The organism is Roseateles sp. GW823-FHT07B05, from assembly GCF_058794515.1.
Window position 1 is genome coordinate 146655 of record NZ_JBXAGX010000008.1, and the last position, 18199, is coordinate 164853.

Genomic DNA, 18199 nt, shown 5'->3' on the forward strand with positions numbered 1-18199 from the left:
GCAGGGTTCTTCTTGCTTTACTTACTTGACGGCGCCGGCGGTGAGGCCCGCGATCAGTTGCCGCGACGAGATGACGAACAGCACGATGAGCGGCAGCGTGGCAATGGCGGAGCCCGCCATCAGCGCGCCCCATTCGGTGCTGGTGGTGCTGAACAGGCTGCGCAGCGCCAGCGGCAGCGTGTAGTTCTCGGCGCTGCGCATGACGATGAGCGGGTTCATGAAGTTGTTCCATGAACTGATGAACGTGATGAGGCCCAGCGTGCCCAGTGCGGGCTTCATCAGCGGCAGCGCGATGCGCCAGTAGATGCCCAGCTCGCTGGCGCCGTCGATGCGGGCGGCGCTGAGCAACTCCTTGGGCACGGTGCTGGCCGCGAACTGGCGCATCAGGAAGATGCCGAACGCGCTGGCCGCACCGGGCAGGTACAGCGCGCGGTGGGTGTCGATCCAGCCCAGCGCATCCATGACCATGAAGCTGGGGATCATGTTCATGAACGACGGCACCATCAACGTCGCCATGACGAGCGCGAACAGCGCCTTCTTGAAGCGGAACTCCAGCAGCGCGAACGCGTAGCCGGCCATGGAGCAGAACAGCAGCGTCAGGCCCGTGGACATCAGGCCCACGTACAGGCTCCAGCCGACGTTCTTCCAGAACGGCAGCCGCGTGGTGAGCACCTGGAGGTTGTTCATCAGCTCACCGCTGAAGAACAGCGGCGGCGGCACGTTGAAGATGTCGGTGCGCGACTGCGTGGCGAACACGAACATGAAATAGAACGGCGCCAGCATGAACAGCGCGCCGATGCCGACGATGGCGTAGGCCAGCAGCTTGGGTGTGCGGTTCATGCGGCCACCTGCCGATCCGCGAACGCCTTGTTCGTCAGCCAGGTCAGCAGCGCGATGAGGCCGAACATCAGCCAGGCCAGCGCGCTGGCGCCGCCGAAGTCGCTGAAGTCGAACGCCAGGCGGTACAGGTACATGGCCACCGTCATCGCGGACTGGTCGGCGCCGCCCTTGCCGTTGGTCAGGATGAAGGGCTCCTCGAACAGCTGCAGCCCGCCGATGATGGACAGCGTGACGCCGAACAGGATCATGGGCTTGAGGCCCGGCAGCGTGATGCGCAGGAACTGCTGCCACGGGCCGGCACCGTCGAGCTTGGCGGCCTGGTAGAGGTCGTGCGGGATGGTCTGCAGCGCGGCCAGGTACAGCACGAGGTTGAAGCCGACGTAGCGCCAGAACACCACCATCGCGACGGCCGGCTTGATGGCGTCGGGCGAGCGCATCCAGTTGATGTTGTCGGTGCCGAACAGCGCATGCAGCGCCTGGTTGATGAGGCCGTAGTCGGTGGAGAACAGCGAGCCGGCCAGCATCGCGATGGCGACGGTGGACGTGATGTAGGGCAGGAAGTAGGCGCCCGAGAACAGCCCGCGCCAGCGGCCGAAGGCCTGGTGCAGGAACACGGCCAGCGGCAGCGCGACGAGGTGCTGAGGCAGGCCGGACGCGACGGCCAGCCACAGCGTGTTTTTCAGCGACTTCCAGAACCAGCCGTCGGTCAGCGCGAAGACGAAGTTGTCGAAGCCGACGAACTTCATGGCCTCGATGCCGCTGGTGGGCTCCCAGGACTGGAACGCCAGCCACGCGGAGAACAGCAGCGGGAACAGGCCGAAGACGGCGAACAGGATCAGGAAGGGGCTGACCAGCAGGTACGGCGCCCAGCGGGAAGGAATGCGCAAGCTCATGGTCAGCGGTTCGCTCGGTGGACGAGAAGCGCCTGGGCGTCTTCCAGCGCCTGGGCAATGGGCTTGCCGTACTCGAGCACGTTGTCGAGCTCGGCGTCGACGACCTCGTCGGCGAACTTGTGCTGCTTGTGCATCTTGACGACGGGGATGCGCCGGGCGGCGTCGCGCCACAGCACACGGGCGTGCTGGCCGCCGAGGAAGGGCACGGGCTGGTCGAAGAAGGCATCGTCCTGCGCGGCGAGCAGCGCGGGGAAGGCGTCCTGCGAGCGGAAGGCGTCGAGCTGGCGCTGGCGGTCCATCGTCAGCTCCTGCACCAGCTGCCAGGCAAGCTGCTTCTTCTCGGGCGCCGAGCGGCGCGGGATGGCGTAGTAGGTGCCGCCGTAGGAGCAGAAGGTGTTCTCGGGCAGCTGCGCCACGCGCCATTTGCCGGCGGTGCCGGGCGCCACCCAGTTGGCCATCTGGCCGGCCATCCAGCCGCCGGACATCTCGGTGGCCAGGCGGCCGCGCTTGAGCATCTCGGCCCAGTCGTTCTGCCAGACCTCCACGCGCGCATCCAGCCCCTGCTGGCGCACCTTGCGGGCCAGCTCGAACGCGCGCACGAAGCGCGGCGACGTGACCTGGGCGCGGCCCTGGTTGTCGAAGAACTGCCCCTCGCCCGCCGGCGTGCCGCCGCGCACGACCATGTTCTTCAGCAGCCGCACGTCGCCGATCAGGTAGGCGCCGGTCCTGGCCTTCAGCTGCGCGCCGGCCTCGACGTAGCTCTCCCACGAGCGCGTCAGGTCGTCTTCCTTCAGGCCGGCCTGGGCCAGCAGGTCCACGCGGTAGAACAGCGAGCCGGGACCGATGTCGCTGGGCATCGCGACGATGCGGCCGTCGCGGTTGCGCGCGGTGTCGATGGCGAAGCTGACGAAGCGGTCGCGGAAGCGCTCGGCGCCGAAGGCCGGCGCGGAGAGGTCCTCCAGCCCGGTGCCCAGCGAGAAGCGGCCCAGGTAGCTGGTCTCCAGCGCGATGACGTCCGGCAGGTGGCCGGACGTGGACAGCGCCGTCGTCATGGCGGTGTGGTGGTCGTCGTACTGGCGGCTGATGACCTGGGTGCGCACCTCGGGGTGGCGCTGGGCCCAGCCCTTCAGCAAGTCCTTGGCGATGACGTCCACCAGCGGGAAGGCGGCCACCGTCAGCGGCGCGACCTGGGCCGCACGCGCCGGGCTGGCAGCCACCCCCAACGCGCCGCCGAAAGCGGCGGCGAGCAGGTGGCGGCGGGGAATGGATTCGTTTGCAGACATGGTTTGAAAGCGCTTTCAAGATTGTGCACGCAGCCGCCAGACGCCTCAGCAGGACAAACCCTGGGACAACTTGCGACGAAGGCTGGCGGCCCGTGCAACCCCCTAACCCCGCCAGGCTGGCAACGTTTTGTCACCCGATCCCGGGTTTCCACCGGTGACGTCGGCGGCGCTGGTTTGCAAAGTGGTATTCAAGAGGTGGCAGATGTCGAAAACTGGATACATACCAGTTGAAGCCAGCTCGCAGAGCCTGCACGGAGCGGCAGGCCACACGCCCGGTGGGCGCCCCGACGGCGCCCGCGTTTCAACGAGCCACTCGAGGACGTCTTTCATGAAGCCATCTCCCTTCGGCATCCCGGTGCAGCAGCTGCGCCGCCTTGCCGCCATCTCCGCCGCTGCGTTCGCGCTGAGCGCCGGCGCCCAGACCTACCCGGCCTGGGGCCCCGACATCTACTACACGGCCGGCACGGTCGTGACCTACCAGGGCCGGCTGTACCGCGCCACGGTCAACCAGACCGACTACGCCTCAACCGGCTGGAACCCCACCAACGCGTCGCTGTGGACGGACATCGGCGCCGCCAGCGGCCCCGCACCGTCGCCGTCACCGTCGCCGGCGCCCACGCCCGCACCGACGCCTGCGCCCACCCCGGCCCCCTCGCCCGCGCCGACGCCGGCGCCCGCACCCAGCGGCAGCTGTGCGCCCGTGTGGGTGGCCGCCACGGCCTACAGCGGCGGCGCCATCGCCAGCAAGGGCTCGACGAACTACAAGGCCAACTGGTGGACGCAGGGCAACGACCCCGCCACCAGCAGCGGCCCCACCGGCAGCGGCCAGCCGTGGACGTCGCAGGGCGCCTGCACGACGTCGCCTTCACCGAGCCCCAGTCCGTCGCCAAGCCCGTCGCCGTCCCCCAGCCCCTCCCCGGCCCCGGCGCCCGGCCTCAGCGACCCCGCCGCCAAGTCGGCCACGCAGAACGGCCGCGCCTACACGGTCTACTACCCGAGCTGGAGCGACAACTGGTTCGATGCCACCGGCAAGACCCTGAACCAGGTCTTCCAGGCCAGCAACCTCGCGCGCATCCCGGCCAACTACACGCACGTCGTCGCCGCGTTCGCGCAGCCCAACTTCACGTGGGGCGGCATGGCGGCCAACAACTGGTCGGGCACCGGCATCAACTTCAACGGCCGGCCGTCGGACATCAAGGCCGCCATCGACGTGCTGCACGCCCGCAACATCAAGGTCATCCTGGCCGTGGGCGGCGCCACCTACAACAGCTGGAGCACGCTGTCCGCCGAAGGCCACGCCGGCAGCGGGCCGACGATCACGGCGCTCGCCAACGTCATGAAGGACGTCGGCTTCGACGGGCTGGACGTGGACTTCGAGATCGAAGGCCTGGACGCCTACGCCGGCGCCGTGAAGGCGATGCGCAAGGCCGTCGACCTGGCCGGCGGCGGTCGCATCCTGTCGGTGGCCGCCTGGTCCACCGGTGCGGACTGCACCGGCGCGACGCAGAACGACTCGCAGTGCGCGGGCGTGGGTGTCAGCTACTGGGGCGGCAAGGCCGGGCTGGAGCGCCAGCTCGTCAACAGCTACCCGGCGCTGAAGACCGCGTTCAACCTCGTGAACATCATGAGCTACGACGCGCGCTTCGAGCACTACGACGGCGTGACGGCCTGGAAGCAGTACCGCCAGCTGTTCCCCAGCAGCACCATCGTGTCCATCGGCTTCGAGACGGCGCCCGAGGGCTGGGCCGGCGGGCAACTGGTCGTGAACAACGCCGACGCGCAATGCACCGGCTCGGTCATCCTGCAGAACAGCTACGGCGCCACCATCAACCAGCCCTACTCGGTGGAGCGCTACCTCAACGCGGTGACCACCAGCACGCTGGCCAACAGGAACCCGCGCGACGGCGCCATGCTGTGGCAGGCGCTGAAGACGGCCACCGGCAGCTGCGGCAGCGCGCCGCTGGCGTCGCCGGGAGCCATCGGCAAGAAGGCCGCGGGTGCGCTCGGCCTGGTGGACGACCCGGCGCTGCAGAACGCGCCGTGGAAGTGATCCCGCCGCTCGACTGAGCCCCGACCGCCCCGGCCCTGCGCCGGGGCGCTTCCGTTCATCCCTCGCCTGGAGATCCACCAGATGATTTCGCGCCCTCCCCTGCCGCGTGCGGCCAGCCCCTGGCTCGCCTCTCTACTGAGCGCCGGTTCGCTGCTGCTGGCCACGCCCGCGTTCGGCCAGACCTACCCCGCATGGCAAGCCGACACCTACTACACGGCCGGCACCGTCGTCACCTACAACGGCCGCATCTACCGCGCCACGGTCAACCAGACCGACTATGCGTCGACGGGCTGGAACCCGACCAACGCGTCGCTGTGGACCGACATCGGCGCCACGTCCGGCCCGGCGCCCTCGCCGGCCCCGACACCTGCGCCCACGCCCGAGCCCACCCCGGCGCCTTCGCCAGCACCGACGCCCGCGCCCGCCCCCAGCGGCAGCTGTGCGCCCGTGTGGGTCAGCAGCAAGGCCTACAACGGCGGCGAGACCGCCAGCAAGGGCAACACCAACTACCGGGCCAACTGGTGGACGCAGGGCAACGACCCCGCCACCAGCAGCGGCCCCGGCGGCAGCGGCCAGCCGTGGACGACACAGGGCAGCTGCGCGGGTGCGCCCTCACCGGGCCCCTCACCCAGCCCCGGCCCGGCACCGAGTCCATCTCCGAGCCCATCCCCCAGCCCTTCACCGTCCCCGTCGCCCTCGCCCAGCCCGTCGCCTTCGCCGGCCCCCGGCAAGCACCAGCTCATCGGCTACTGGCACAACTTCACCAACCCATCCGGGCCCACGTTCCCGATCAGCGAGGTGCCGGCGGCCTATGACGTCATCGTCGTCGCGTTCGCCGACGACGGCGGCAACGGCAACATCACGTTCAACCTCGACGGCGGCTCGGGCGGCGAGGCGCGCTTCATCGCCGACGTCGCCGCGGCGCGCGCCAAGGGGAAGAAGGTGGTGCTGTCCTTCGGCGGCCAGAACGGCACGGTGACGCTGAACAACGCGACGCACGTGACCAACTTCGTCAACAGCGTCGAGGCCATCCTGCGCAAGTACGGCTTCGACGGCATCGACATCGACCTGGAGAGTGGTGCGGGCGTGCAGTCCGGCGCGCCGGTCATCACCAACCTCGTGACGGCCGTGAAGCAGCTGAAGGCCCGCATCGGCAGCGGCTTCTACCTGTCGATGGCGCCCGAGCATCCGTACGTGCAGGGCGGCTACGTCGCCTACAGCGGCATCTGGGGCGCCTACCTGCCCATCATCGACGGCCTGCGCGACGAGCTGAACGTGCTGCACGTGCAGTACTACAACAACGGCGCCGTCTACACGCCGTACGCGACGCAGGGGCTGGCCGAGGGCAGCGCCGACATGCTGGTGGCCACCAGCCGCATGCTCATCGAGGGCTTCACGACCAACAACGGCACCGGGCCCTACGCCTTCCGCGGGCTGCGGCCCGACCAGGTCGCCTTCGGGTTGCCGTCGGGCCCATCGTCCGCCAACAGCGGGCAGGCCAGCGTCGCCACCATCACCGCGGCGCTGAACTGCCTGACCAAGCTGACGCAATGCGGCGCGATCAAGCCACCGGTCGCCTACCCGACGCTGCGCGGCGTGATGACCTGGTCCATCAACTGGGACAAGAAAGACGGCCTGGCCTTCTCCAACGGCGTGCGCAACGCGCTGAACGCACTGCCTTGACCCCTCGCCCGGACTGGCCGTGCTGAACGCCGGCCAGTCCAGTCGGTCCCCCGAGGGGACGGCGATGCTCGCGGCGTTGAGCCGCGAGCACATCGCCCTTGCGGGCCGGCTTGGGGCGGCCCGGCGCTCGGCCCGAAAGCCGTCACGCCTCGCCCGTCCCCCTAGCTCCAACACTCTCAGGGTGTTGCCTAGGTTGCGCGGCCCCGCTTTTCGCCATCATGTGAAAGCGCTTTCAGCGCTCGTGACGACAACATCCACAGGAGACACCCATGAGATTTCTGCGTTCCCTGATCCGCCCCGGCCTGGCCGGGCTGCTGCTGGCTGCCACGCAGCTCGCGCATGCGCAGTGGCAGCTTGTCTGGAGCGACGAGTTCAACGGCAGCATCGGCCCGAGCTGGGTGTTCGAGACCGGCGCCGGCGGCTGGGGCAACAACGAGCTGCAGTACTACCGGCGCGAGAACGCGACGATCGAGAACAACGCGCTGGTCATCACCGCCAAGCGGGAGAACTTCGGCGGCATGGCCTACACGTCGGCGCGCATGAAGACGCAGGGCCTCAAGACCTTCAAGTACGGCCGCATCGAGGCGCGCATGAAGCTGCCGAGCTTCCTCGGCGCCTGGCCGGCGTTCTGGATGCTGGGCGCCAACCTGCCGCAGGTGGGCTGGCCCGCGTCGGGCGAGATCGACATCATGGAGAAGATCAACGACGAACAGAAGGTCTACGGCACCATCCACTGGCAGGATCACAACAACCAGTACGCGCAGTACAGCGGCAACCTCGCCACCAGCGTGACCGACTGGCATGTCTACGCCGTCGAGTGGGACGCCAACGCCATCCGCTGGTACGTGGACGGCACCAAGTACCACGAGGCCAGCATCGCCAATGGCGTCAACGGCACCAGCGAGTTCCAGAACGACTTCTTCCTGCTGCTGAACTTCGCCATCGGCGGCAACTGGCCCGGCTTCAACGTCAACACCGCGGCGCTGCCGGCCAAGATGTATGTGGACTATGTGCGCGTGTATGCGCCGGCGTCCGGTGGCGTTGCGACCGTCTACCAGGACTGCAACTACGCCGGCTACGCGGCCGCGCTGCCCGAAGGCAGCTACACGCTGGCGCAGCTGCAGGCGCGCGGCATCCGCGACAACGACCTGTCGTCGCTGCGCGTGAACGCGGGCTACCAGGTGCAGCTGTTCGACGGCGACAACTTCACCGGCGCCAGCGTCACGCGCACGGCCGACACCGGCTGCCTGGTGGACCAGGCGTTCAACGACCGCGCCACGTCCGTCATCGTGTCCAAGGCCGCGCCGGCGTGGTCGCGCCAGATCGAGGCCGAGGCCTTCAACGCGCAGGCCGGCGTGCAGCTGGAGGCCTGCGCCGAGGGCGGGCAGAACGTCGGCTGGATCGATACCGGCGACTGGATGGCCTACAACAGCGTAACCTTCCCCACCAGTGGCAGCTACCGCGTCGAGTACCGCGTGGCCAGCACCGGCGGCGGCACGCTGTCGCTGGACCTGAACGCCGGCAGCGTCGCGCTGGGCCAGGTGGGCGTGCCCAACACCGGCGGCTGGCAGAACTGGCAGACCGTGTCGCACACGGTGAACATCAATGCCGGCACCTACAACGTCGGCGTGTTCGCGGCGCAGGGGGGGTGGAATCTGAACTGGATCAAGTTCACGAAACTTTGAGCCCCTCGCCTGGTCTTGCGGGGCGGAACGCCCGCAAGACCAGTCGGTCCCCCGAGGGGACGGCGATGCTCGCGGGGGTTGCCCCGCTCGCACATCGCCCGAGCGGGCCGGCTTGGGGCGGCCCGGCGCTCGGCCCGCGGTGAAGGCACGACGGCCGCAGCGAGCGGACCTAGCCCAGATCGCGTGCTGGACGCGGCGATGGGGCGTTCACGGCGCGCGGCGCTGACGCCCGATGAACGCCGCTGAAGCCCCGCCTACACTCGGTCACCTCTTTGCACCGCCGATGAACGCCAAGCAGCCCCCCGCCAAGAAAGCGCCTTCAAGCCGCCCGGCCGGTGTCGTCACGCTGGAACAGGTGGCCGAAGCGGCCGGTGTGTCGCCCAGCACGGTGTCGCGCATCCTCAATGGCACGGCCGCCGTCAGCCAGGCCAAGAAGGACGCCGTGCAGGCCGCCATCCAGGAGCTGGGCTTCCAGCCCAACCCGGTGGCGCGCGGCCTGGCCGGCGGGCGCACGCTGTCCATCGGCGTCGTCACGCAGATCATCTCCAGCCCGTTCTACGGCGAAGCGTTGCTGGGCATCGAGCGCGAGCTCGAACGTGCCGGCTACGTGCCGCTGTTCGTGTCCGGCAACTGGCACGAGGACGACGAGCGCAAGGCCATCGAGGCGCTGCTGTCGCGCCGCGTGGACGGCATCATCGTGCTGGCCGGCCGGCTCTCCAACGAGAAGCTGGTGCAGCTCACCACCGGCCTGCCCACCGTCGTCGTGGGCCGGCAGCTGGCGGGCCCCAAGCTCTACAGCTTCGGCTTCGACAACCGGCTGGGCGCTCGCCTGGCCACGCAGCACCTCATCGAGCAGGGGCACCGCCGCATCGCCTTCATCGCCGGCGACCTGCTGCACGACGACGCCGTCGAGCGCCAGGACGGCTACCTCGACGCCATGGCCGCCGCCGGCCTGCCAGTGGACCCGGACCTGATGGTGCAGAGCGACTTCACGGCCGCCGGCGGCATGCTGGCCGTCAGCCGTCTGCTGGAGCGCACCGTGTCGTTCACCGCGATGTTCGTCTCCAACGACGAGATGGCCATGGGCGCCTGCCTGGGCCTGCACCGGCGCAACCTGCGCGTGCCGGACGACGTCTCCCTGGTGGGCTTCGACGACGTCGTCATGGCCCGCTACACGATGCCGCCGCTGACCACCGTGCGCCAGTCGGTCTACGAGATCGGCAGCGAGGCCGCCACGGCCATGCTGGCCATGCTGAACGGCGGCACGCCCAAGGCGCAGCTGCAGACGCCCGAGCTGGTCGTGCGCGAGAGCACGCGCCGCCTGCTGCGCTGAGCCTTCCGCGCTGAACACCCGCCGACTGTTGTTCGGCTGGGGAAAACCATGTGGCTGATCCGACGGGACTGCCGCATGATTATTTGAAAGCGCTTTCATAGACGTTTCAAGAAGCCGCTTTTCAACCCGGAACGACCCTGACCCGCCACGCGGCGACCGGCCCATCTGCCGATGGGATCGGCCCTCGCAGGCCGCCAGGGCGTCAAAACAACTCCCTTGGTCCCGCTGGGCGCGCTGTTGCCGCCACGCCGCAGACCAAGGGTGTTGCCTAGGTTGAAAGCGCTTCCAATCCCGTATTCTTGAAAGCGCTTTCAGTCTTTCACATCAAAAGATCCACCTGGAGACAACTGAATGAGAACACCCCGCCCAGCCCTCCGCCTCACCAGCCTGGCTGCTGCCAGCGGCCTGCTGTTTGCCGGCGCCGCCGCGATGGCGCAAGGCGGCAACCCCAACGCCGGCCCGACGCCCACGACGTCAGTGCCGCAGGCGCTGGCCAGCACGACGCAGCTGGAGACGGTCGTCGTGACCGGCATCCGCCGCGCGCTGGAGACCTCGGTCAACCTGAAGCGTTCGTCGTCCGGCCTGGTGGACGGCATCGTGGCCGAGGACATCGGCAAGTTCCCCGACACCAACCTCGCTGAATCGCTGAGCCGCATCTCCGGCGTGTCCATCGACCGTGCCAACGGCGAAGGCACCCGCATTACCGTGCGCGGCATGGGCCCCGACTTCAACCTGGTGCTGCTCAACGGCCGCCAGATGCCCGGCTCCAGCGTGGACGGCGGTGCGCCGGCCTCGCGCTCGTTCGACTTCTCCAACCTCGCCGCCGACGGCGTCGCCGCGCTGGAGGTCTACAAGACCAGCCGCGCCAGCAGCCCCACGGGCGGCATGGGCGCCACCATCAACGTGCGCACGCCGCGCCCGCTGGACACGCGCGACACCATCGCCCAGGTGGGCGTGAAGCTGGTCAACGACGACTCCGCGCGCCGCCTGCCCGGTGAAGAACAGGGCAAGAAGCTGACGCCCGAAGTCAGCGGCATCTACAGCACGCAGACCAACGACGGCACCTTCGGCATCGCGCTGATGGGCACCTACCAGGTGCGCGATTCCGGCTACTCGCAGGCCAACGTCACCAGCGGCTGGAAGACCTTCGACGGCATCAAGGACAACAACTGGGACGGTGCCAACGCCATCTGGGGCGGCCTGCCGCCGGCACCGAACGCCGACATCAAGAACCGCCCGGTCGCGAACTCCGTCTACAGCGTGCCGCAGAACCTGAACTATTCGTTCACCGGCGTGCACCGCGAGCGCCTGAACGGCCAGCTCGTCATGCAGTACAAGCCGACGAAGGACCTGCTCGCCACGCTGGACTTCGTCATGTCGGAGCAGAAGTTCCGCCAGCGTCGCAACGACATCTCCGCCTGGTTCAACTACGGCGGCCAGTTCGGCGAATACCAGACTGGCACACCCTCCTCGCCCATCATCTACGGCGAGAAGATCCCCGCCGGCAACGCCGACCTGGCCATGGGCGCCTCGCGCATCCAGACCAAGAACAAGAACCAGCAGATCGGCCTGAACCTGAAGTGGAAGGCCAACGACGCGCTGAACTTCGAGCTCGACGCCCACCACTCCACCGCCACTTCCGGCGCCAACGACCCGCTGGGCACCTCCGTCACGCTGGGCACCGCGTCCATGAACCGCGGCGACACCTTCGTCGACTTCAGCAACAAGTTCCCGGTGCTGGGCATCAAGGGCACGGTGCTGGACCCGACCAAGCAGGAGCTGCAGGGCTCCGTGTTCGGCAACAGCTACCAGAAGAACCGCATCAACCAGATCCAGACCAAGGGCAACTGGAAGATCGACGCCGACAGCAGCCTGGACTTCGGCCTGACGCTGACGGACGTGAGCAACCGCTCGGCCTTCGCCAACGTGCAGCGCGACACCTGGGGCGCCAACGCCGCCGGCGGCCCCGCCGCCATGCCGGACAACATCTGGAAGGCCGACTCGATCAGCAACTACTTCCAGAACATCCCCGGCGCCGGCGACCCGCGCCTGTTCAACCAGTTCTTCTATTTCAACTTCGAGGACCTGCGCGCCGCGGCCATCAAGACGCTGGGCTCGGACACGCTGCTGAAGGCCTCGTTCGACTGGCAGGACGACTTCCGCACGACGGAAAAGTCGCAGGCCGTGTTCGGCCAGTACAACCTCGGCTGGGAGATGGGCGTGCCGATGGAGGTCGCCATCGGCGCCCGCTACGAGCGCACCAAGGTGAGCTCGCCGTCGCTCGAGAAGATTCCCGTGTCGGTGGCCTGGGTTGCCAACAACGAGGTGCCGATCACCTTCAACGGCTCGCGCTCCTCGGGCCGTGACGGCAAGTACGGCTACTTCCTGCCCTCCATCGACTTCAGCGCCGACGTCACCAACGACACCAAGCTGCGCGCCAGCTACGGCCAGACCATCGGCCGCCCCGGCTGGAACGCCATCCAGGGCGGTCTGAAGCTGGACCCGCTGGCCCGCGTGGACGGCGGCTCCGGCTCGGTGGGCAACCCCAACCTGAAGCCGCTGAAGTCCAGCAACCTCGACTTCTCGGCCGAGCACTACTACGCCAAGAGCAGCTACGTCGCGGCCAGCTACTTCCGCAAGTCGCTGAAGGACTACAACGAAGCCGTCATCAACAGCACCAGCCTGTTCGACCTGCACACCCCGATCGGCAGCGCGATGTACAAGCAGGCGCAGACGACCGGTGGCTGCGGCGCCGACTCCGATTGCATCCGCAAGTACATCTTCACGAACTTCCCGAATGCGCCGGGCGTCAACGGCACGACGGGCACCTCGCTGGGCACCATCACCGCCCAGCCGGGTGACCCGCTGCTGATGTTCAAGATCGGCAGCTACATCAACAACCAGCGCACCAGCAAGCTCAGCGGCATCGAGCTGAACGCGCAGCACATCTTCGGCAACACCGGCTTCGGCGTCTCGGCCAACTACACGAAGGTCAAGTCCAACCTGAACTACAACAACGCCAAGGCGGGCGCACAGACCGACGTGCTGGTGGGTCTGGGCAACTCCGGCAACCTGGTGGGCTTCTTCGAGAACGAGACCTTCACGACGCGACTCGCCTACAACTGGCGTGGCAAGTTCCTGGCCGCCAACTACGGCGGTGCGGAAGGCGCACAGCCGCTGTACGTCGAGCCCTTCGGCCAGTTCGACCTGAGCGTGGGCTACAACTACACGAAGAACCTGCGGCTGCAACTCGAGATGATCAACTTCACCGACGAGTACACCCGCACGCACCTGCGCAACGAGAACCAGATCGGTGCCGTCACGCAGCTGGGCCGTCGCATCATGCTCGGCGCGCGCTACAAGTTCTGACGCCGAACGCCTCCGGGCCGGCTCCGGCCGGCCCTGCAGGAAAACCGGGTGCCTGCCCGGTTCCTTCTGAGGCAAAGTCTGGTTCGGCGGTGCTCATGCTCTGGGTGCCGCCCTTGTTCGCCGTTTGGCGAGGCCGCGCGAGCGGCTTTTTTTGTTGGCCCCTCGCCCGGCGCGCCCCGCTGGACGCGGGCGCTCAGGTCGGTCCCCGCCGATGGACACAGACTGGCAGTTGACATGAGTGATCGAGTTCGGGAAGTGGTGGTACTGGGCGGTGGCTCGGCGGGCTGGCTGGTGGCCGGCCTGCTGGCCGCCGAGCATGCCGACCTGCGCATCACGCTGATCGAGTCCACCGACATACCGACCATCGGCGTCGGCGAGGGCACCTGGCCGTCGATGCGCGACACGCTGCGCCGCATCGGCCTGTCCGAGGCCGACTTCATCCGCCGCTGCCAGGTGTCGTTCAAGCAGGGCTCACGCTTCGACGGCTGGGCCCGCGGCGCCGCGGGCGACGCCGGCGACCGCTACTACCACCCCTTCATGCTGCCGGTGGGCCATGGCGATGCCGACCTCGTGCAGGCCTGGCTGGCCACCCAGCCCGGCCGGCCGTTCGCCGACGTCACCAGCCCATCCGTGCAGGTCTGCGAGGCCGGCCGCGCGCCCAAGCAGGTACAGACGCCCGAGTTCGCCGCCGTCGCCAACTACGCCTACCACTTCGACGCCGGCCTGTTCGGCCAGATGCTGCGCGAGCACGCCATCCAGAAGCTGGGCGTCCGCCACGTCATCGACCATGTCGACGCCGTCACCAGCCATGAAAACGGCGACATCGCCGCGCTGCAGACCCGCGAGCACGGCCCGCTGGCGGCCGACCTCTTCATCGACTGCTCCGGCCTGACGTCGCGGCTCATCGGACAGCATTTCGGCGTGCCGCTGAAGAGCGAGCGCGACGTGCTGTTCAACGACGCCGCGCTGCCCGTGCAGGTGCCCTACGCCGCGCCCGACGCGCCGCTGGCCCCGGTCACCGTCGCCACCGCCTGGGCCAAGGGCTGGATCTGGGACATCGGCCTGCCGACGCGGCGCGGCGTCGGCTGCGTCTACTCGCGCGCCCATGCCAGCGACGACGAGGCCCACGCCGCGCTGCAGGCCTACCTGGACGCCACCGGCGCCCCCGCCGACCGGCCCACGCCGCGCTCGCTGCGCTTCGACCCCGGCTACCGCGAGCAGTTCTGGGTGCGCAACTGCGTCGCCATCGGCCTGTCCAGCGGCTTCATCGAACCGCTCGAAGCCTCGGCGCTGGCGCTGGTGGAGCTGTCGGCCCAGCGCCTGTGCGACGAGCTGCCGATGACGCGCGCTGCCATGCCCGCCGTCGCGCGCCGCTTCAACGACGACTTCCGCTACCGCTGGGCCCGCGTCATCGACTTCCTGAAGCTGCACTATGCGCTCAGCCAGCGCGACGACAGCCCTTACTGGCGCGCCCACCGCGACCCGGCCACCTGGCCCGAGCGCCTGCGCGAGCTGCTGCCGCAATGGCAGCTACGCGCGCCGGCGCGGCACGACTTCGGCCGCATCGACGAGGTCTTCCCGTCGGCGAGCTACCAGTACGTGCTGTACGGCATGGGTTTCCGCCCTGACACGCAGCCCCTGTCGCCCGCCAAACTGCAGGCAGCCCAGGTCTGCTTCGACGAGGCCGCCCGCCAGGCGCGCCGCTTCGTGCCCGCGCTGCCAGGCCATCGCAGCCTGATCGATCACATCAAGAAAACCGAGACATGAAACCCGCCCTGCTCGACAACGTCACCCACCGCCACCTGCGCGTGCACACCGAGCGCTCGGCCGCGCGCGGCGACGCCCGCCAGTCGGCCCTCGCGCTGCCGGCCGAGTTCCGCCAGCTGCAGGCGCATTTCCCCATCGTCTTCCAGCTTGTCGAGGGCGACGCCGGCTTCCAGCCCGTCGCGCTGTTCGGGCTGGGGGAAGGCCAGAACCTGTTCCTGACCGACACGGGCTGGGACGCCCCCGTCATGCCGATGGCGATGCAGCGCGACCCCTTCCTGATCGGCCGCGCGCCCGACGACAGCCTGCAGCTGCACATCGACCTGGACAGCCCGCGCATCGTGCGGCCCGAGGAGGGCGAGGTCGGCACCGCGCTGTTCATGCCGCACGGCGGCTTCAGCGACCACCTCGACCATGTCGTGCGGCTGATGGAGCACCTGCACGCGCAGGCCCAGCACCTGCCCGTCTTCATCGAGGCGCTGACGCGTCACCAGCTGCTGGAGCCCTTCGTCATCGACATCGAGACGCCGGACGGCGAGCAGGGCCGGCTGTCGGGCCTGTTCACCATCCACGAGGAGCGCCTGGCCGCGCTGCCCGGCGCCGCGCTGGAGGCGCTGGCGCGCGAAGGCCACCTGCTGCCCATCTACATGCAGATCGCGTCGCTGGCGCAGCTACCGGTGCTGCTGGACCGAGCCACCAAACGCTGAATCTCCCCGCCATGCGAGCAGTACCCGCCTGGACCGGTCCCTTCGACGCGCAACAGATCCCCGCCGAGCTGCTGACCGCCGACCGCCCCTACGTCGTGCGTGGCGGCTTCGCGCACTGGCCCGTCGTGCAGGCGGCGCGCCAGTCCGACGAGGCGCTGGCCCGCTACCTGATGGGTCTGTACAACGGCGTGCGCGTCGGCCTCTTCCAGCTGGCCCCCGAGGCGCAGGGACGCGTCTTCTACGCCGACGACAAGCTCACCGATTTCAACTTCCAGCGCTTCAGCGCGACGCTGGACCAGGTGCTCAGCGGCCTGCTGGGCGTGGCGCACAACCCCGAGCCGCCGGCGCTGTACGTCGGCTCGACGACGGTGGACGCCGTGCTGCCCGGCTTCCTGGACGCCAACGTCATGGGCCTGGGCGCGCCGTTCGCCGACCAGGCGCTCGTCAGCCTGTGGCTGGGCAACCGCACCCGCATCGCCGCGCACTACGACCTGCCCGACAACCTCGCCGTCGTCGCCGCCGGCCGGCGCCGCTTCACGGTGTTCCCGCCCGAGCAACTGCACAACCTCTACATGGGCCCGCTGGACCCGACACCGGCCGGCCAGCCCGTCAGCCTGGTGGACTTCGCCCAGCCCGACCTCGACCGCTTCCCGCGCTTCGCGCAGGCGCTGGAGGCCGGCGAGACGGTGGAGCTGGAGCCCGGTGACGCGCTCTTCATCCCCAGCATGTGGTTCCACCACGTCGAAGGCCTGGCGCCGGTCAACCTGCTCATCAACGCCTGGTGGCGCCAGACGCCCGAGCACGTCGACTCGCCGCTGGCCACGCTGCGGCTGGCGCTGATGACACTGCGCGACCTGCCCGAGAAGGAAAAGCGGGTCTGGCAGCACCACTTCCAGCACTTCGTCTTCGGCGCCGACGCACACACCTGGGAGCACATCCCCGAGGCCGCCCGCGGCCTGCTGGGGCCCATCGACGAGCCGCTGTCCCGGCAGGCCCGCACCCAACTCCTCAATCAGTTGAAACGATGAACACCACCAAGCCTTTCAACCGCGTCGTCATCGCCGGCGGCGGCACCGCCGGCTGGATGATGGCCGCGCTGATGAGCAAGCTGCTCGGCAAGCAGATGGACATCAAGCTCGTCGAGTCCGAGGAGATCGGCACCGTCGGCGTCGGCGAGGCCACCATCCCGGCGCTGCACACCTTCCACAACCTGCTCGGCATCAACGAGGCCGAGTTCATGGCGGCCACCAACGCCACCTTCAAGCTGGGCATCAACTTCGAAGGCTGGAAGAACGTCGGCGAGAACTACTTCCACTCCTTCGGCGTCACCGGCAACGACCACTGGAGCGCCGGCTTCCAGCACTTCTGGCTGAAGGGCCGCCAGGAAGGTCTGTCGCGCAGCTACACCGACTACAACCTCGAGACGCTGGCCGCGTACAGCAACCGCTTCGCGCACCTGCCGCGCAACGGCATGAACTACGCGTACCACCTCGACGCGAGCCGCTACGCCAAGTACCTGCGCGCGATGAGCGAGGCCAACGGCGTGCAGCGCATCGAAGGCAAGATCGCGGCCGTGCTGATGGACGGCCCCCAGGGACGGGACGGCGACATCACCGCGCTGCAGATGCAGGACGGCTCGCGCATCGAAGGCGACCTGTTCATCGACTGCACCGGTTTTCGCTCGCTGCTGCTGGGCGAGGCGCTGGGCGTGGCCTACGAGGACTGGTCGTACTGGCTGCCCTGCGACCGCGCGGTCGCCGTGCAGACGGCCTCCGTGCGCGAGGCCTGGCCGTACACCCGCTCCATCGCCCACCCGTTCGGCTGGCAGTGGCGCATCCCGCTGCAGCACCGCGTCGGCAACGGGCTGGTCTACAGCAGCAAGGAACTCAGCGACGCCGATGCGCCCGAGGTGCTGAAGCAGAACGTCGAGGGCGAGCTGCTGACCCCGCCGCGCATCATCAAGTTCCTGCCGGGCCAGCGCGAGAAGGTCTGGCACCGCAACTGCGTCGCCGTGGGCCTGGCCAGCGGCTTCGTCGAGCCGCTGGAGTCCACCAGCATCCACCTCATCCAGCGCTCGGCCATCCGGCTCATGCAGATGTTCCCGGCCGGCGGCATCAGCCAGGCCGACGTGGACGAGTTCAACCTGCAGAGCAAGCGCGAGCTGGAACACATCCGCGACTTCATCGTGCTGCACTACCACGTCAACGAGCGCACCGACTCCGCGCTGTGGAAGCACGTGCGCGAGATGGACATCCTGCCGTCGCTGCGCCACCGCATCGACCTGTTCCGCGAGACGGCGCGCGTGTTCCGCCCCAGCGACGAGCTGTTCGCCGAGATCTCCTGGGTGCAGGTCATGATGGGCCAGGGCATCACGCCCGAGCGCTACCACCCCGTGGCCGACCAGATGGGCCGCCAGGAACTGGGCGACTTCCTCGGCGACATCCACACCCGCATCACGCGCACGCTCAGCGCACTGCCGCAGCACCAGGCCTATGTGGAGCAGCTGTGCGCGCCCTACCGCGGCGCAACGCTGGACCAGCTGGCCGCGGTGCCGGCGCAGCACTGAACGCCGCCGGCTGACGAGCCGGCCGT

The 18199-nt window shown here is 68.7% G+C and carries 12 protein-coding genes; 9 read left to right on the forward strand and 3 right to left on the reverse strand.

Going from position 1 to position 18199, the window contains the following annotated elements:
* Positions 1-21 precede the first annotated feature (21 nt).
* The 3 genes from AC1Q7O_RS18130 to AC1Q7O_RS18140 are packed head-to-tail and all read right to left on the reverse strand — an operon-like array spanning position 22 to position 3016.
* Complete coding sequence (locus AC1Q7O_RS18130; RefSeq protein WP_492661673.1) at positions 22-840, reverse strand: carbohydrate ABC transporter permease; 819 nt, start codon at positions 838-840, stop codon at positions 22-24.
* Entirely contained in the window at positions 837-1733 is an 897-nt protein-coding gene (locus AC1Q7O_RS18135) for a carbohydrate ABC transporter permease (RefSeq protein WP_492661672.1), read from the reverse strand. Before AC1Q7O_RS18135 ends, AC1Q7O_RS18130 begins: the two co-directional genes overlap by 4 nt.
* Positions 1734-1735: 2 nt before the next feature.
* Positions 1736-3016, reverse strand: a complete 1281-nt coding sequence (locus tag AC1Q7O_RS18140; protein ID WP_492661671.1) for an ABC transporter substrate-binding protein — start codon at positions 3014-3016, stop codon at positions 1736-1738.
* A 328-nt stretch (positions 3017-3344) separates the two neighbouring features.
* Between AC1Q7O_RS18140 and AC1Q7O_RS18145 the strand changes: the two genes are divergently transcribed.
* The 9 genes from AC1Q7O_RS18145 (at position 3345) to AC1Q7O_RS18185 (ending at position 18173) form a co-directional block, all read left to right on the forward strand.
* Positions 3345-5066, forward strand: a complete 1722-nt coding sequence (locus AC1Q7O_RS18145; protein ID WP_492661670.1) for a glycosyl hydrolase family 18 protein — start codon at positions 3345-3347, stop codon at positions 5064-5066.
* Positions 5067-5147: 81 nt separating this feature from the next.
* Complete coding sequence (locus AC1Q7O_RS18150) at positions 5148-6749, forward strand: chitinase (RefSeq protein ID WP_492661669.1); 1602 nt, start codon at positions 5148-5150, stop codon at positions 6747-6749.
* Positions 6750-7018: 269 nt separating this feature from the next.
* Positions 7019-8434 carry a carbohydrate-binding protein gene (locus AC1Q7O_RS18155; RefSeq protein WP_492661668.1) on the forward strand — a complete coding sequence of 472 codons (1416 nt, stop codon included), beginning with the start codon at positions 7019-7021 and terminating at the stop codon, positions 8432-8434.
* Between the two features lie 283 nt (positions 8435-8717).
* Entirely contained in the window at positions 8718-9767 is a 1050-nt protein-coding gene (locus tag AC1Q7O_RS18160; RefSeq protein WP_492661667.1) for a LacI family DNA-binding transcriptional regulator, read from the forward strand.
* Between the two features lie 351 nt (positions 9768-10118).
* Positions 10119-13136 (forward strand): TonB-dependent receptor, encoded by a 3018-nt coding sequence (locus tag AC1Q7O_RS18165; RefSeq protein WP_492661666.1) that lies wholly within the window; start codon positions 10119-10121, stop codon positions 13134-13136.
* Between the two features lie 234 nt (positions 13137-13370).
* A complete protein-coding gene (locus tag AC1Q7O_RS18170) occupies positions 13371-14903 on the forward strand; it encodes a tryptophan halogenase family protein (RefSeq protein ID WP_492661665.1) in 1533 nt (510 codons plus the stop codon).
* Positions 14900-15607 carry a SapC family protein gene (locus AC1Q7O_RS18175; RefSeq protein ID WP_492661664.1) on the forward strand — a complete coding sequence of 236 codons (708 nt, stop codon included), beginning with the start codon at positions 14900-14902 and terminating at the stop codon, positions 15605-15607. Before AC1Q7O_RS18170 ends, AC1Q7O_RS18175 begins: the two co-directional genes overlap by 4 nt.
* Before the next feature lie 11 nt (positions 15608-15618).
* Positions 15619-16635 carry a cupin-like domain-containing protein gene (locus tag AC1Q7O_RS18180; RefSeq protein WP_492661663.1) on the forward strand — a complete coding sequence of 339 codons (1017 nt, stop codon included), beginning with the start codon at positions 15619-15621 and terminating at the stop codon, positions 16633-16635.
* Complete coding sequence (locus tag AC1Q7O_RS18185; protein WP_492661662.1) at positions 16632-18173, forward strand: tryptophan halogenase family protein; 1542 nt, start codon at positions 16632-16634, stop codon at positions 18171-18173. Before AC1Q7O_RS18180 ends, AC1Q7O_RS18185 begins: the two co-directional genes overlap by 4 nt.
* Positions 18174-18199: the final 26 nt, after the last annotated feature.

Bases quoted from the DNA above. Each gene is read 5' to 3' on its own strand.
- AC1Q7O_RS18160 (WP_492661667.1), top strand. From the start codon at position 8,718: ATGAACGCCAAGCAGCCCCCCGCCAAGAAAGCGCCTTCAAGCCGCCCG.
- AC1Q7O_RS18140 (WP_492661671.1), bottom strand. From the start codon at position 3,016: ATGTCTGCAAACGAATCCATTCCCCGCCGCCACCTGCTCGCCGCCGCT.
- AC1Q7O_RS18170 (WP_492661665.1), top strand. From the start codon at position 13,371: ATGAGTGATCGAGTTCGGGAAGTGGTGGTACTGGGCGGTGGCTCGGCG.
- AC1Q7O_RS18155 (WP_492661668.1), top strand. From the start codon at position 7,019: ATGAGATTTCTGCGTTCCCTGATCCGCCCCGGCCTGGCCGGGCTGCTG.
- AC1Q7O_RS18165 (WP_492661666.1), top strand. From the start codon at position 10,119: ATGAGAACACCCCGCCCAGCCCTCCGCCTCACCAGCCTGGCTGCTGCC.
- AC1Q7O_RS18180 (WP_492661663.1), top strand. From the start codon at position 15,619: ATGCGAGCAGTACCCGCCTGGACCGGTCCCTTCGACGCGCAACAGATC.
- AC1Q7O_RS18175 (WP_492661664.1), top strand. From the start codon at position 14,900: ATGAAACCCGCCCTGCTCGACAACGTCACCCACCGCCACCTGCGCGTG.
- AC1Q7O_RS18130 (WP_492661673.1), bottom strand. From the start codon at position 840: ATGAACCGCACACCCAAGCTGCTGGCCTACGCCATCGTCGGCATCGGC.
- AC1Q7O_RS18185 (WP_492661662.1), top strand. From the start codon at position 16,632: ATGAACACCACCAAGCCTTTCAACCGCGTCGTCATCGCCGGCGGCGGC.
- AC1Q7O_RS18145 (WP_492661670.1), top strand. From the start codon at position 3,345: ATGAAGCCATCTCCCTTCGGCATCCCGGTGCAGCAGCTGCGCCGCCTT.
- AC1Q7O_RS18135 (WP_492661672.1), bottom strand. From the start codon at position 1,733: ATGAGCTTGCGCATTCCTTCCCGCTGGGCGCCGTACCTGCTGGTCAGC.
- AC1Q7O_RS18150 (WP_492661669.1), top strand. From the start codon at position 5,148: ATGATTTCGCGCCCTCCCCTGCCGCGTGCGGCCAGCCCCTGGCTCGCC.